Source organism: Lentibacillus populi (assembly GCA_014642895.1).
Classification (GTDB): Bacteria; Bacillota; Bacilli; order Bacillales; family Amphibacillaceae; genus Lentibacillus_C; species Lentibacillus_C populi.
On sequence record BMJD01000016.1, the window covers coordinates 18,179 to 33,136 of the forward strand.

15 protein-coding genes and 2 other annotated features are annotated in these 14,958 nt (G+C 41.2%); of the genes, 3 read left to right on the plus strand and 12 right to left on the minus strand.

What is annotated here, in order from left to right:
- Positions 1-156 precede the first annotated feature (156 nt).
- The 3 genes from proS to IEX12_RS11155 form a co-directional block, all read right to left on the minus strand.
- The gene (proS, locus tag IEX12_RS11145; RefSeq protein WP_371871306.1) at positions 157-1,554 is read right to left on the minus strand and encodes a proline--tRNA ligase; all 1,398 of its coding nucleotides are present in this window, start codon (positions 1,552-1,554) and stop codon (positions 157-159) included.
- 88 nt (positions 1,555-1,642) lie between these two features.
- Positions 1,643-1,891: a binding site (T-box leader), on the minus strand.
- 396 nt (positions 1,892-2,287) lie between these two features.
- Complete coding sequence (locus tag IEX12_RS11150) at positions 2,288-3,874, minus strand: metallophosphoesterase family protein (RefSeq protein WP_188725168.1); 1,587 nt, start codon at positions 3,872-3,874, stop codon at positions 2,288-2,290.
- A gap of 268 nt (positions 3,875-4,142) precedes the next feature.
- On the minus strand, positions 4,143-4,379 hold the full coding sequence (locus IEX12_RS11155; protein WP_188725169.1) for a hypothetical protein: 237 nt from the start codon (positions 4,377-4,379) through the stop codon (positions 4,143-4,145).
- A 485-nt stretch (positions 4,380-4,864) separates the two neighbouring features.
- Here IEX12_RS11155 and IEX12_RS11160 point away from each other — a divergent pair, with 485 nt between their 5' ends.
- Positions 4,865-5,500 (plus strand): winged helix-turn-helix domain-containing protein, encoded by a 636-nt coding sequence (locus tag IEX12_RS11160; protein WP_188725170.1) that lies wholly within the window; start codon positions 4,865-4,867, stop codon positions 5,498-5,500.
- Positions 5,481-6,758 carry an MFS transporter gene (locus tag IEX12_RS11165; protein WP_088051103.1) on the plus strand — a complete coding sequence of 426 codons (1,278 nt, stop codon included), beginning with the start codon at positions 5,481-5,483 and terminating at the stop codon, positions 6,756-6,758. Before IEX12_RS11160 ends, IEX12_RS11165 begins: the two co-directional genes overlap by 20 nt.
- 134 nt (positions 6,759-6,892) lie before the next feature.
- On the opposite strand, the gene serA is transcribed toward IEX12_RS11165, so the two are convergent.
- The 7 genes from serA to IEX12_RS11200 form a co-directional block, all read right to left on the minus strand.
- On the minus strand, positions 6,893-8,479 hold the full coding sequence (serA, locus tag IEX12_RS11170) for a phosphoglycerate dehydrogenase (RefSeq protein ID WP_188725171.1): 1,587 nt from the start codon (positions 8,477-8,479) through the stop codon (positions 6,893-6,895).
- Positions 8,469-9,641, minus strand: a complete 1,173-nt coding sequence (locus tag IEX12_RS11175; RefSeq protein ID WP_088051105.1) for a pyridoxal-phosphate-dependent aminotransferase family protein — start codon at positions 9,639-9,641, stop codon at positions 8,469-8,471. The genes serA and IEX12_RS11175 overlap by 11 nt, the downstream gene beginning before the upstream one ends.
- Positions 9,642-9,979: 338 nt before the next feature.
- Positions 9,980-10,208: a binding site (T-box leader), on the minus strand.
- A gap of 179 nt (positions 10,209-10,387) precedes the next feature.
- Positions 10,388-10,939, minus strand: a complete 552-nt coding sequence (locus IEX12_RS11180; protein WP_188725172.1) for a cysteine hydrolase family protein — start codon at positions 10,937-10,939, stop codon at positions 10,388-10,390.
- Positions 10,940-10,956: 17 nt separating this feature from the next.
- The gene (locus tag IEX12_RS11185) at positions 10,957-11,217 is read right to left on the minus strand and encodes a hypothetical protein (protein ID WP_188725173.1); all 261 of its coding nucleotides are present in this window, start codon (positions 11,215-11,217) and stop codon (positions 10,957-10,959) included.
- Between the two features lie 112 nt (positions 11,218-11,329).
- Positions 11,330-12,154: a bifunctional hydroxymethylpyrimidine kinase/phosphomethylpyrimidine kinase gene (gene thiD / locus IEX12_RS11190; RefSeq protein WP_188725174.1), complete on the minus strand. Its 825-nt coding sequence runs from the start codon at positions 12,152-12,154 to the stop codon at positions 11,330-11,332.
- A 227-nt stretch (positions 12,155-12,381) separates the two neighbouring features.
- Positions 12,382-12,867 (minus strand): DUF456 domain-containing protein, encoded by a 486-nt coding sequence (locus IEX12_RS11195; protein ID WP_188725175.1) that lies wholly within the window; start codon positions 12,865-12,867, stop codon positions 12,382-12,384.
- A 12-nt stretch (positions 12,868-12,879) separates the two neighbouring features.
- Complete coding sequence (locus IEX12_RS11200; RefSeq protein WP_188725176.1) at positions 12,880-13,503, minus strand: glycerol-3-phosphate acyltransferase; 624 nt, start codon at positions 13,501-13,503, stop codon at positions 12,880-12,882.
- A gap of 156 nt (positions 13,504-13,659) precedes the next feature.
- On the opposite strand from IEX12_RS11200, the gene IEX12_RS11205 reads away from it, so the two are divergent.
- On the plus strand, positions 13,660-14,235 hold the full coding sequence (locus IEX12_RS11205; protein ID WP_188725177.1) for a M15 family metallopeptidase: 576 nt from the start codon (positions 13,660-13,662) through the stop codon (positions 14,233-14,235).
- Positions 14,236-14,359: 124 nt separating this feature from the next.
- Here the strand turns inward: IEX12_RS11205 and ytzI are convergent, their stop codons facing one another.
- Both ytzI and IEX12_RS11215 read right to left on the minus strand, forming a co-directional pair.
- Positions 14,360-14,512 carry a YtzI protein gene (gene ytzI / locus IEX12_RS11210; RefSeq protein ID WP_188725178.1) on the minus strand — a complete coding sequence of 51 codons (153 nt, stop codon included), beginning with the start codon at positions 14,510-14,512 and terminating at the stop codon, positions 14,360-14,362.
- Positions 14,513-14,950 (minus strand): GNAT family N-acetyltransferase, encoded by a 438-nt coding sequence (locus tag IEX12_RS11215; RefSeq protein WP_188725179.1) that lies wholly within the window; start codon positions 14,948-14,950, stop codon positions 14,513-14,515.
- Between the last annotated feature and the right edge of the window lie 8 nt (positions 14,951-14,958).

The following is a 14,958-nucleotide window of genomic DNA, read 5'->3' on the forward strand; positions in this document are numbered from 1 at the left end:
CGTGCTCCGGTTGATGTTTTTGTGCTCCGGTTGATGTTTTTGTGCTCCGGTTGATGTTTTTGTGCTCCGGTTGATGTTTTTGTGCTCCGGTTGATGTTTTTGTGCTCCGGTTGATGTTAAAAACCGAGCGGCTTGGCAGCGCTCGGTTTCACTAAATTAATATGCTTTTGCCCAATAAACAAGTTCTTTGGCCTCTTTGCCGCAGCAGACGCATGTATCGGCAACGGTTTCTTGTTCAAATGGAATACAGCGGGATGTTGCTGTTGTTTCTTCCTTAATTTTTTCTTCACAGGCTGTATCGCCACACCACATTGCTTTAATAAAACCAGGTGTTTGTTCAAGCGTTTGTTTAAATTCCTCCATGTTCGTTGCGACCGATGTTTTCTCAGTACGGTGTGCTAATGCTTTATCATATAATCCTTGCTGAATTTCCTCCAGCAGTACGGATAACCGGCTTTCTACTTCATGTAAAGCAACGAATTCTTTTTCACCGGTATCCCGGCGAACGAGAACAACCTGATCCTTTTCGATATCCTTTGGTCCCATTTCAATTCGAACAGGAATTCCTTTCATCTCGGATTCATTAAATTTCCACCCCGGCGTTTTATCACTTGCATCAATAGCAACTCGTGCTATATTTTTCAGCTGATCCCGCAAATCGTATGCTTTATCCAATACCCCCTCTTTATGCTGGGCGATTGGTACGATCATAGCTTGCGTCGGCGCAATCCGTGGCGGTATTACTAATCCGCGGTTATCCCCATGAACCATGATTAATGCACCCATAATCCGGGTAGATAAGCCCCATGATGTTTGATGGACAGGCTGCTGCTTCCCTTCTTTATCCAAATAACGAATATCAAATGCCTCGGCAAAGCCGGTTCCCAAATAGTGGGATGTTCCGGATTGTAATGCTTTTCCATCGTGCATAAGGCTTTCAATTGTTAAGGTATAATCAGCTCCAGCAAACTTCTCTTTTTCCGTTTTCCGCCCGCTGATTACTGGAATAGCCAAATAGTTTTCGCAGACATCCGTATAGATACCGAGCATCCTCGCCGTTTCTTCCTGTGCATCTTCCATTGTTGCATGGCATGTATGACCTTCTTGCCATAAAAATTCCGACGTACGCAGGAACGGCCGGGTTGTTTTCTCCCAGCGGACAACATTGCTCCATTGATTGTAAAGCATTGGCAGATCCCGGTAGGAGTGAATATTTTTCGCATAATAGTCGCCAAACAATACCTCTGAAGTTGGGCGTACACAAATACGCTCTGCTAATTCTTCCTCCCCACCATGTGTTACCCAAGCAACTTCCGGAGCAAACCCTTCAATATGATCCTTTTCCTTTTGCAGCATGCTTTCTGGAATAAATAATGGAAAATAAACGTTCGAATGTCCTGTTTCTTTAAACTTCCGGTCCAGTTCATCACGGATATTTTCCCAAATAGCAAAACCATATGGCTTAATAATCATCGTTCCTCTGACTGTTCCGTAATCAACAAGCTCAGCCTGTTTAACCACATCGGTATACCACTGGGCGAAATCATCCTCCATCGCCGTTACCTTTTCAACAAATTGCTTATTTTTACCCAATCCTAACACCTCTTTAAAAATTTTATATACAAAAAACCTCGCATCCCAAATAAGGGACCGAGGTTTGGTGGTACCACCCTTGTTGCAATCAAAAGCACTTCTCCGACCTCCGGTATCTTGCCTCTGTCTTGCCACTTTACTTGATAACGGTTATGAACCGCGCGCATCTATTTGGGATAAACCATCAGAATTACGAACTTAAAGGCAGGTTCCAATCGTGTCTTTGGGAATTCACACCACCCATTCCCTCTCTTGCAAAAGACGCTCCGATCGTACTAATCCTTGTCAACGTTTCATCTATGTATTTTTAAATATATATCGATCGAAAAATAAAGTCAAGCCTTTCTCCTCAAAGGTTTTTCGTACCTGGAAAACTCATCCCCTGCACCAATATATCCGGTGGGCATGATAGCTTGAATCGCTAAAGCCAATTATTCCTATTATCTAGCGCATTGGCTTTGTTATCATGCCCACAGAAACTCCATATCAAACCGGCCATGATTTTATCATTTTACATTAAATAGCAAGAAGCCAAAATGAGAAAAGCTGAGCACCTATTTGTCTCTCAACCGGGGGTTAAGCGTATGCCCCCCAAATGGTTTTGAGTCATAAGCTTTTTTGTAAACCTTTTTTATAGCCCCAGTGACAAGGTATTCCTTATCACTAGGGATTGTTCAAGAGCAGACCTTCTGATCTATTGCCATTTTTCTAGTAAATAATCAGCATTCATTTTAAAGGCATTATACGTCTTCTCGGAAATTAACTCGTCATTTTTTTGTTGTTGAACCAATAACTTAAATCCTTTCATATGTTTTACTGCCTTATTAGATTTATCTTGCTTTTTGTAATGCTCTACTGCATCTAAATGTATCTTTAAAGCGCGGAAAGTTTGTTTATTCTTGAATTCTCCGTTTTTATTAAATTGCTCAACAAGATTTTTCATCCCCGCTACATCTTCCACTTGTGTTGAAGCAGTTGTAGCCAATGTATTTTTACTCATGTTTCCAAATGCGTCGATCGCTCTTATACTAATGTCATACGTTGTGGCAGGTTGTAAATTATCGACAGGCAATTCCAGCGGGTCGGGAATTTGAGCCTCGTAATACTCTGAAAAAGCCTTAAATTCATTCTCTACTTCGCCAGTTTTTTGATTTTTGGCTGTTACTTTATAGGAATGTGTTAATAGGTTATCAGTCGCTTGAGTAAACGCTATATTCAATCCAGATGTTGTTGTTTCATTTTGGTTGACAGTAATGGTCGCGTCATCTTCGAAATAAGGATTTTCTGGATCCCGGTCGTTTGTGTATTTAAAGTGCTCTTTATTATTACCCGCTGTTTCGATTACCCATGGATCTCCAATCCAGTCATTTGCTGTAAAACTACGGCGATTGATAACAACCCTGTCATCATATACTTCTACAAGGAGGCCATTACTAACCTCTGTCTCAGGGACTTCACCTTGTAGATAACCTGGTTCCGTCCACATATAAGCGACAGATCCTGTATTAACCGTAGTGTAATCTTTTTGATAGATTGACCTCGGATCGCTTATAGGATAATGAGTGTGGCCGGCCATTAAAATGACTTGCGGATATTGTTCTAAGGTATCGCGAAGCAACTTCTGGTTATCGTCATCAATATACCAATCATCGGTGCCGTATGTCGTATCTTTAATTCCATGGTGCAAAAACACGAAAATCGGCTTTTCCGGATCCCGTTGTTCCGCCTTATTCAGTTGCTTTCCCAGCCATTCAACTTGATCTTTGGAATAGAAGTATCCCGATTCTTCACCAAGCATGATGAAATTATAGTCATTAATAACCTTGTTATAATAAAGAGAATCCATACCTGTTTTATCTAGAAAACGTTGTTTGGATTCCTCAACAGATGAGTTATTTTGATACTCATGATTACCAATGCCAATCAATTGCTCTGCCTGTGGTTGGATATGATTATTAAAGACAGACATCCAATCGTCATATTCCTCCTCGTATCCATGCTCGGTTTCGTCACCAATGAAAACAAATGCATCTTGTTTTGGTGCTAAGCTATTGAGTTGCTTAAAAGCATTGTTAAAATTACGCAATTCTTCTCTTTCACCACCGACTTGTGTATCACTTATAACAGGAAAAACCAAATTAGGTTCTTCTTCTGCATCGAATTCCGACTCCCCCGAAGCAGCTACTTGCGCCCCCCAAGATAATGTAGTTATCCCTAGACCAATAACTAGAACCGTTGCAAAAATGAGTATATTCAGTTTCTTGCAAAAAACCTTAAACACAGAATGACCTCCTATGATATTGTTGATATTTCATTCAAGTCGAACAGCTCCGACTGCAAGCAAATTATTCTTTAATTTAAACTTACCCCTCCCTTATTAATTTTTTTATGTATTCGTTTTCTTTTTCCAAATGGTTTTAAATGTTAAATTTTAATTTAATATTTAAAACCATTTAATAAATTTAACCTTAACATAAAGAAAAGTTATGTCAAATGCCTCTTGTTTGAGAAGAAACACCCTTTGAAAGTTCACATACGCTTATTCTGAGTTAACAAAAACCATGCATATATTTGTTGTGTGTAGTCAAAATATCCTGTTTAATTTTCTGATCTTCTCCACCGCTGCCTAGATAACCCCATTGCGGAATTTCCTTTGCCTTTAACCAATTTTCCCCATCTTTAGTTGCAGTACATTTGCGGTTCTTTTTCACTTGCCAGTCTGACGGAAAAATTATCAACGCAGTTTTGTGTAAGAAAAGCGCAAGCGCCCGTTTAGCAACGTACAAACTGGAGCACTCCGCAATGAGATAAAGGAAACATGCCCTTCATAGGGGTATACGTGAGTTGGACGCAAAGTCCGCTTTTAGTCGGCCCTCCTTTGTCAAGCGAACCGATGTTGACTTATCGTAGTGAAGGAGTGTGAAGTTTGCCAGTTGCTGGGCGCTGGAACTGGACATGGCCAACTCTGACGTAAGCAGAATAGAGCCTAAATTTTTATATTTTCTTTACTTATAAAAAATCCTTCCATTGCTCGATCCCCTCTCTACTATTTGAAATTAATTTTACCGTGGACATTGGACAACAAGGAAAATCAGACTCTGGTATGAGTTAAATTCATACTAGCAGACGTTAATCAAAACCACCCTGCTCCTTATACTAAAGACAGCAGGCAAAGAAATCGCAAAAATATCTTTACTTTCTAACAACTAGTGTGTATTGTTAAATTAATTTGACCGTACAATTTATTTTAACAATTAGGAGTGAGCGTTTTATGAAACAAATGATGACACTTACAACACGCAATCAATTAAAAGTGATGGGAGAACCACTGCGTGCGGAGATAATGATGCATCTCATTGAAAGGCCTTATACCGGACAACAACTAGCTGAAGCAATGAATATTCCCCGTGGTAAAATGCATTATCATTTAAAAGAACTTGAAAAAAATGACTTGATTGAAATGGTCAAAACCGAAGAAAAGAATGGTATCCTACAAAAGTTTTATCAAGCGGTTGCGGCCGGATTTACCATCTCAGAAAAATTGCTTCCACATCGAAGCGAAATTAACCAGACGACACGCCAGGTGATAAATAGCATTTTGGATCGTGCCAAGCATCGGGTTCAAAATGCACCAGACTATGCATTCGAGGATAAAAACCAAAGTGAAAATCCTGAAGATTGGGGCTATATCACCACAAATGGTGAATTTAAGGCAACTGAGGAACAATTTATCGAATGGAAGAAAAAGTATTATGCCTTGATGCGGGAGTTTGAGCAATTGGGTGAGGAAACATCAGAAGAAACAAACACTTATTATTTCTTGCATATTGGTTTTCAAATTGAGGAAGAAGCGTTCCAAATTCCAATTGACAAGGGGACCAGTGACGATGAGGATTTTAAAAAATAAAAATTTCTTATTTTTATTGTTAGGAAGAATTGTGTCGAATATGGGTGACAGTATTTATTACGTGGCAGCGATGTGGCTTGTATATACATTAGGCGGAAATGCCTTCTATTCCGGACTTGCCGGGTTTTTAACATTACTTCCACAATCACTGCAATTTATCACCGGTCCATTCGTTGACCGCTGGCCGGTAAGGCGAACATTAATCATTACACAACTTCTCCAGGCAATCTTGATTCTAATCATTCCAATTGCCTACTATTTTGGCGTATTAACCGTACAAATCGTATTAATTGTCATGCCGATCGTTGCTTTTATTGAACAATTTGCTTATCCATCGCAATCAAAAGCATTGCCGTTAATTCTGTCAAAAGAGGAATTGGTGAAAGGTAATTCCTATTTCTCCTTTGCCTATCAAGGAATTGATCTCGTATTTAATGCATTATCAGGTGTTCTGGTTGCATTCGTTGGTGCAGTAACATTATATCTGGTGGATTCCGTAACGTTTGCCGTGGCGGCTATTCTTTTTACCATATTAAAAATCCCATCATCTGCTGAACAAACAGTCTCAAATGAGAAGGGGATTGTTCAGGGGATAAAGAAATATTTTTCTGATTTAAAAGAAGGCTTTTCCATTGTATTCCGTTCCTTAATGGCCACTTTTCTAATTGGCTCCATCGTCGCGAATTTTGCCATTGGCGGGGCGCTTGCCATCTTGCCTGCGTTTGCCGATGAACGGGGCGGCTCAGAAATATACGGATTCTACCTTGCAGCGATGTCGACCGGCGGATTAATTGGTGCCCTGTTCGCAGCATGGATGGGAAAATTTAGAGTAGGAGTGTTTTCCATCATCGCCTTTTTATTTGGTGCTGTTTGTTGGATTTTGTCCGCTACCATACCCTGGACTTATATCGCTATTGTTTTATATGGTATTGCTTGGATTCCTGTTGGCGGAACAAATGTTATCTTCGCTGCTACTGTACAATCTGTTGTACCAAACCGGCTATTGGGCAGAGTAGGTTCCGTATCTGCAAGTATGGGGACCATTGCCATGCCGCTCGGTTCATTAGCTGGCGGTTATTTTGCAACAATTACCAGCAGTACGTTAATTTTTGCTTTAACCGGCTTAGGACTGGCATTTGTGTCAATTGTTTGGATCCTCCATCCAAAATTAAGGGGGCTCCCCAAAGCGGATGAACTGTCACCAGAGAGGTTCGGATTGGATTTTACGGAGGAGCGAGTTAGGAATATGGTAGATTAAATTACCTGTAAGCTTGGAAAAAAATGAAGGGACTTTACAATGAATTTCCGCCACGAAATTCTGGTTGATCTTGACAATGAAGAACAGCCCACCTTCCAACGTGAGCTGTTCTTCATTTACGTGGTCCCTTTTGTTCACAAATCCACAGCAGTCGCATGGTAAATATCCGTAAGCTCTTGCAGCTGATCCAATTCATGCTGTTCCAATTGTTTATCAATTACGAGCATCATGATGGCATCACCACCAATTTCCGTACGACCGACCTGCATGGTGGCAATGTTGACATCGTTTTTCGCTAGCAGGCTGCCAACCCGGCCAATTGCACCTGGCTGATCCTTGTGATGGATGAGAACCATATGCCCCTCTGGAACAACGTCCATACTGTAATGGTCGACCTTGACAATTCGGGCGCCAAGTCCATTCAGCAATGTTCCTGCCACTTTGCGTTTTCCGGATTTTGATTTTGTTTCTACCGTTAACAGGTTGGTAAAGCCTTTCGTTGAAGAAGTTTTTTGCTCGTGAATGGTGATCCCCTTTTTTTCAGCCAAAAACGCGGCATTTACGGTATTGACATGGTCACCAAGGTGTCGTTTTAATAACCCTTTTACAGTATTTCGTGTTAAAGGAGTAACCTCTATTTCCGCTAGATCCCCTGCATAATAGATCCAAATTTCCTCTACTACTTCATTTCCCAGACGGGCAAGGAACGCTCCCAGCTTTTCTGACAAATAAAAATATGGCTCAATTTTCTTCATAACCTCTTGTGGAACAGACGGTATGTTTACTGGACTCTGTGCCAAACCGCCCCGTAATATCGTAATAACATCATGACTTACATCAATCGCAACATTTTTTTGCGCTTCAATCGTGCTAGCTCCTAAATGTGGGGTTGCAATCACCTCAGGAAGTTCCAGCAATTTATGATGGTGGATTGGTTCCTGCTCAAATACATCTAATGCTGCTCCAGCTACTTTCTTCTCGACAATGGCATTATATAGCGCATCTTCGTCAATAATCCCGCCCCGCGCACAATTGACAATTTGTACACCGTCCTTCATCATGGCAAAGGCTTCCTTGTTAATAATGTGTTTTGTTTCCTTTAACAGCGGGGTATGGACAGTAATAAAATCTGCTGCCTGAAGCACTTCTGCAAACGTGCCATAACCAATCCCCATGTTTTCAGCCTTTTCCTCGGTCAAAAATGGGTCATAAGCAATCACGTTCATCCGCTGTCCCTTTGCCCGTGCAGCGACTTCCGCACCAATCCTGCCGAGCCCGATAATCCCTAATGTTTTGCCTTTCAGCTCCACACCTACATATTTTTTCCGGTCCCAGCGGTTTTGCTTCAATGCATAAAAAGCTTGTGGTATTTTTCGTGCCAAAGATGTTAACATTGCCATCGTATGTTCCGCAGCAGAATTTGTATTCCCATCGGGGGCGTTAACGACGATGACACCATTCTCAGTAGCCGCTTCCAGATCAATATTATCCACTCCGACACCTGCTCGGCCAATTACCTTTAAATTTGCTGCCTGCTCAATAACCTCTCTCGTTACTTGAGTTTGGCTCCTTACTAATAACGCGTCAAAATCGGGTATCCGCTCCAGCAATAATTCCTTTGAAAGATCGGTTTCCAAAACGATCTCAACATCACCCGCTTCCCGTAATGGAAAAATACCGTCTTCGCTTAGCGGATCGCTAATTAACACCTTATATGTCATGGTTTGCTTCCCTCCTTGCATCTAAATAAATTTCCTGTGCGGCTATTACACCTTGCCCTAAAGCTATTCGTTTCCCTAGTCGCTGTATACCTAGCTCTAGCAAACTAATAATCTGCAATACATCTTGTGGTGCACAGTAGCCCATATGTCCAATACGAATGATTTTCCCTTTTAAGTGCTGCTGTCCACCCGCTATAGCCAGACCAAATTCCTGTTTAACCTGTTTTCTTAATTGTTCTGGGTCAAAATTTTCCGGATGAATCGCTGTAACAGTAGGGGAAGCTGCTTCCGTTTTTGTAAGTAAAGGAATCCCCAATGCTGTTATTGCACCACGCAACATTGCCATCATTGTCATATGTCTCTCGTAAACCTTTTGCAACCCTTCCTGCTCCATTAGCGCCAAAGCCTGTTCCAGTCCAAATAACAACGACAAAGCAGGAGTGAAAGGTGTGGAATTATCCGCTAAATTATCCCGATACTTTCTTAAATCTAGATAAAATCTTGGCTGCTGATTTGCTTCTATCACTTGCCAGGCTTGCTTACTAGCTGCTACAAAGGCTAATCCGGCAGGCAGCATCATCGCCTTTTGCGAACCGGTAACAAGCATATCAATCTCCCATTCATCCATCTTTGCTTCGACCCCGCCAACACATGAAACACCATCCACAACAACTAGAGCATCGGAGTTTTCATGGACTGCTTTACTAATTGCTGCTACCGGGTTTAACACGCCCGTTGATGTTTCGCAAAATGTAGCAAAAACAACCTTTATCTGCGGATTTTTTTGTAAAAACTCCCTGACTTGTTCCGGATCAACCGCTTCTCCCCATGTTACCTCAAGACGATGGACAACTAATTGATACGCTTCACAAATCTTTGCAAAGCGATCCCCAAAGGAACCTGTCACAATCACCAGCACTTCATCCCTGGCTTTCGTTGTATTCACAACAGCCGTTTCCAAACCAGAAGTACCGCTTCCAGTCATAATCAATACATCCTGTTCTGTACCAAAAACCGGCTTTAATTTCGGTTTAATTCGCCCTAAAAGTTCCTTTGTTTCGATACCTCGATGGCCGATCATTGGCTGGTCCATTGCACGTTGGACGCTTGGCGGTATTGGTGTTGGACCAGGTATTCGAAGTAAACTTGTGTCTTGTAGCATGACTATGTCTCCTCTCCTATTTCCGTTTACTGATTATGGTTTAATCCAAAGAACAAAGGCGCAAGCGCCCGGTTAGCGGCGTATGTGCTGGACTGAGCTGTAGGAGATAAAGGAAACATGCCCCTGCAAAAGGGGTATGCCGACGTTGGGCGCAAAGCCCGCTTTTAGTCGGCCTTCCTTCCTACCCGAACCGATGTTGACTTATCGTACGGAGGCGGGTGTTGCACACTAGCCGCTGGGCGCTGGAGCCGGATGTGGCCAACTCTGATGTAAGCAGAATAGAGCCTAAATTTATATACTTATCATTTAAAAAAACTCCCCACCCCCTAGTAGCTAAGCTAAGGGGCGAAGAGTTTGATCTCACGCGGTACCACCCTTTTTCACTGCATGACATGGCAAGCAGTCTTCATTGGTCCGATGCATAACGGGCATCTGCCGAACAGATCTACTCACATTTCAACCTGCCTATTCCGAAGTGCTGTCCATTGCCTGATCCACTGGTTTACACCACCCACCAGCTCTCTTAAGAACCCGATTCAATGCACCTGTCTTCTTCACTATATTTACACAACTGTGAAAACTTGATTTTTCTAATCATAGCAAATTTAATTAGATTGTCAATAGCAATTTTGACAATTTTGAATTGATGATTTTATTGTAAGCGTTTAACCGTAGAAAGGACCTGCTTAAATTTTTTTAAAAAGGCTTATAAAAATTCCTTTTTTATAAGCCTCACCTCGAATTTTTTAAATTACCTTTGCACCAAGTGTATTAGCAAAATGCCCCAATGCCCATTCATGCCCAGCTCCATTAAAACTGGCAACCGCATCCTGATAAACCACTATTTTAAATCCTTTATTGTACGCATCTACAGCAGTATGTAACACACAAATGTCGGTACATACCCCAACGAGATGTACCTCGTCAATTCCGCGTTCGCGTAATTTGATTTCCAAATCCGTTCCTGTGAATGCACTATAACGTGTTTTATCAAAATAATAGACATGTTTAGCATCTCGATTTGCCTCGTAGACCGCAGCCAGTTCGCCATAAAGATCCCGGCCTTTTGTTCCAATCACATTGTGGGCGGGAAATAGTGCTGACTCCGGATGATACTGGTCCCCTTCTTCATGTGCATCAATTGCGAATACAACATAATCCCCCGCTTCAATAAATTCTTGCGTCAGTGCCACAATTTTGCCCTCAATTACCTGACCAGGTGCACCACTTGTGAGCTTTCCATCTTCAGCCACAAAATCGTACGTGTAGTCAATATTAATTAGTGCTCGTTTCCCCATTGTTAGCCCTCCATTTGTTAGTTTATTTCAGCGAGTGGATCAAACCCGTCACCAACCATTTTGAACGAAGCTTTTCCCTCGTTTAATTCATTAACAAACACACCCCAGTTAGCCGCATTAACCGCAACCAAAAATAACCGATCCAGTACATCGATATCGTCAATAGCCATAATTTGTTCGGCAATATCGTCTGGCACATTGCCAAAGCGCATATTGATTAATCCCAATAGATCCTCTTTTTCTGTTATATTGATTGACGCATGATGATCATGTTCCATCACATATCCCTCCATAGTAGCCTAATTTTAGATTGCTTTACCATACCCAACAGAGCATCTACTGTAACTATAGCAAATTTCCAAAGTAATAAGGGTAGGACAATCAAACAAATTATTGAACAATTATCGAATGTGACTCGCCTTTAACCCGCAATGCCGCATGATAGGTAGGACCAACTTTTGCCGTATAGGAAAACCCGTACGCTATCGCGGTGGTAACAAATTTTTTCGCAAGCTCCACCGCTTCAGCCATCATCTTCCCTTTAGCCAACTGTGCGGTAATCGCAGCTGAATACGTGCAGCCGGCTCCACTTGTATGGACGGTATCAATTCGTGGTGCCTCATATGTAATGAACGATTTCCCGTCATATAGCACATCAATAGCGGGACCCTTTAAGCGTCCGCCTTTTACTAAAACATATTTCGGTCCGAGCTTGTGCAGATCAATAGCAGCTTGTTTTAGATCATCAACCTTATTTAACTTGCGGTCATCCAGCAAAAAGGATGCTTCAGGCATATTCGGTGTAATAATCGATGCCAATGGAAACAGTTCGGATTTCATTGCTTCAATTGCATCATCCTCAAGCAATTTGGAGTCCAGCTTCCCTACCATCACCGGATCAATCACAATATGGTCGGTCACGGAACTTTTTATGATTTTACTTGTTTTCAAAATAACTTCCTTGGAAAACAGCATCCCTGTTTTCAAGGCATCAATCCCAACCTGTTCAACTGCCGTCGCATATTGTGCTTCAATTGCCTCCATTGTTTGCGGATGAACATTTTTATTTGTTTCCGGATGACGGGCAACGATCGCCGTAATCACACTCATTCCGTATACGTCAAGCTCCTGAAATGTTTTCAGATCCGCCTGAATTCCTGCACTTCCACCCGCAGCCGATCCAGCGATTGTTAAAACTCGAGGTGGTTTACTCATCGTATCATTCCTTTCTTGATTATGTAGTGCCGTTTGTTAATATTGTTGTTTACTATTGATGTTACGTGTTTCACTGTCGATGTTACAACTTTTACTGTCGATGTCCGGACTTTCTCTGTTGATGTTACAACTTCTACTATCGATGTCCGAACTTTCTCTGTTGATGCTAAACGTTTTAGTGTATCCGGCAAGCACATCTTTTTTTCGACTGCCCTTGAATCACCTTTCTACACCACCACTACAATTATAAACCACACAATCATAATTAGCTGAATAATGACTTTTGCCACTGCCCCGCCTAAAAATCCGATTAACGAACCGAATGATGCACGAATCGCTTCATTAGCGGTTCGTTGCTGCATCATTTCAATGACAAATACAACGATAAATGGCAAAACAATAATGCCAAATGGCGGAATCACAAACGATCCAATTATTACGGCAATTGCTGCCCCCCGTTCGCCCCATTTACTGCCTCCATATTTTTTGACAAAATAACTGTTTGCAATGATGTCAGATCCGATGAGAACAATTGTCAAAATAGCCATTGCCAGCCAAAAGGTTGTCGTTAGCTCACTTGCGTCAATTACGAAATGATATAACAAAAACCCAACCCAAATCACTAGTGGTGATGGAATAATCGGAAAAATAATCCCGGCAAAGCTCAAGATAAATAGTGCAATGATAACGATCCATATTAGAATATCAATCATGTATCCCTCCAGTTAGTCTGTGTTTTTTTGGAAAAAACTAGATATCCTCGCTTCTTCCCTCGCTAAAATACGTTTGTAATTCTCTAAGTGCTTCATAATCGATAATACCGATAACAATACAACAACCATTGTGGGCTCAATACCGAAGAAATAATACGTCGTTACTAAAAATGATAAATACATAAACAATACGCCGATAACCAAATAATCCGTTGCAAATGTTAAAATCAGCAATATACCAATCCCGATACAAGCAATTTTCCAATCAATGGCCAGTAGCACTCCTACGAGTGAAGCTGTCCCTTTTCCGCCACTAAAGTTCATAGTAACAGGATAAACGTGGCCGGTAATGATAAATAGTGCATTAATATAAATCATTAGTGTTTGTGCTTCACCTGTAATTCCATTTTCGTTTAAAATATATAGCAGTAAGATAATCGATAATGTCGCTTTAAAAATATCAATAAGTGCAACCAAAATTCCGTATTTCCAGCCAAGTAATATAGTTGTATTCGATGCACCGGCATTTTTTACTCCGGCGCTTTTTATATCGACCTTTTTATATTTGCCAACAATTTGCGAGCCATGTAAACAGCCAAATGCATAGCCAATCAGGCAACTCAAAAAATAAAACATTGTCTCCCCCTTTCATGATTATTTTATATATATACAATCGACAACTCAAGCCAGTCAGGGTACATTATAATACGAATTATACATGGAAAAGTTTCAAAAGTGATGCCTTCTACATGATACTGCTGTACGATTATTTATTAAAGGAGAACCAGCGGATTGAAAAAGATAAACAAAGATCTTCTGACATGGATTATCATCATCCTGTTTTTTACAGCGGTGATCGTTATATATAATAAAGTAAATAACAATCAATATATTGACCAGGGGGAAAATACCACGCTCCCAACCGAACTGCACCCAACGGTTGAGAAAAAGAAAAATACACTCCTGAAAAAAACAACTGCTATTGGTATTGATGTTGTCATTACAGAAGGAGTACGTACGGTCGAGGAACAAGATGATTTGTATGCACAAGGCAGATCAAAAAAAGGGGAAATTATTACCCATTCCAAAGGCGGTGAATCGTATCACAATTATGGCCTTGCCTTTGATTATGCATTACAGAACGGGGAGGGGGAAATTATTTGGGACTTGCAGTACGATGGCAACCAAAATGGGGAATCTGACTGGTTCGAAGTCGCGGATATCGCAAAAAGCCTCGGATTCACCTGGGGCGGCGACTGGAAACACTTCACAGACTACCCACATCTGCAAATGGATTTCGGCTTAAGTATTAACCAGCTGCAAAAAGGGCTGCGGCCGGAAGTAAAAGATGATGAACAATTGGAGTAAATTGTAGCGAGGGGAGGACTGCACTCAATCAGGAAACAATCAACTGATTTCCGGGATCGTTCATTTATAAAAAAAGCATGCAATTTTCTTTGTTTCCCATAAAAAATTGCATGCTCCCTTTTTTTCACTCATTAACGATCTGATTTCTATTATCAAGATCCTCTTCCGGCAATGGATCAATTGTATGTTTATACGCATACCCTTTTGAAATTGAAACCAATGTCAGTACGAGGATAATCAGGATAATCGCAATTGCTACCAAAATATAAAACAGCATCTAATTTTCTCCCTCTAAATATTTTATATAAACCTGGTTCTTCTGTTTCCAGCCGTTACGCTTAAAGAAATCATGTACAGCCAAATTCGTTGTTGATATGGTTGCCGTTATTTGTACAGCATCCTTCTTTACCGCCAATCTCTCCAGCTTTTGATATAGATGCTCATCAAGACCTTTTCCCGCATACCCGCTCTTAATAGAAAGCTTATCAATATGGAATTCGCCCGCAGTCTGATCCATACGAAACAAAATGAACGCCACTATTACACCTGACTTTTCCACAACAAGCAATCGCACATTGTCCTGCTTCAGGCAATCAACAAAAAATTCCTTCTCCAGTTTACCCGGTTCAGCGGCTAAATGGATATTTTCACACGTGTCATTTAGTTTAGCCAGCTCGGCAAAATCCCCCAGCCTTGCTTCTCTAATCTTATACATCCATTACC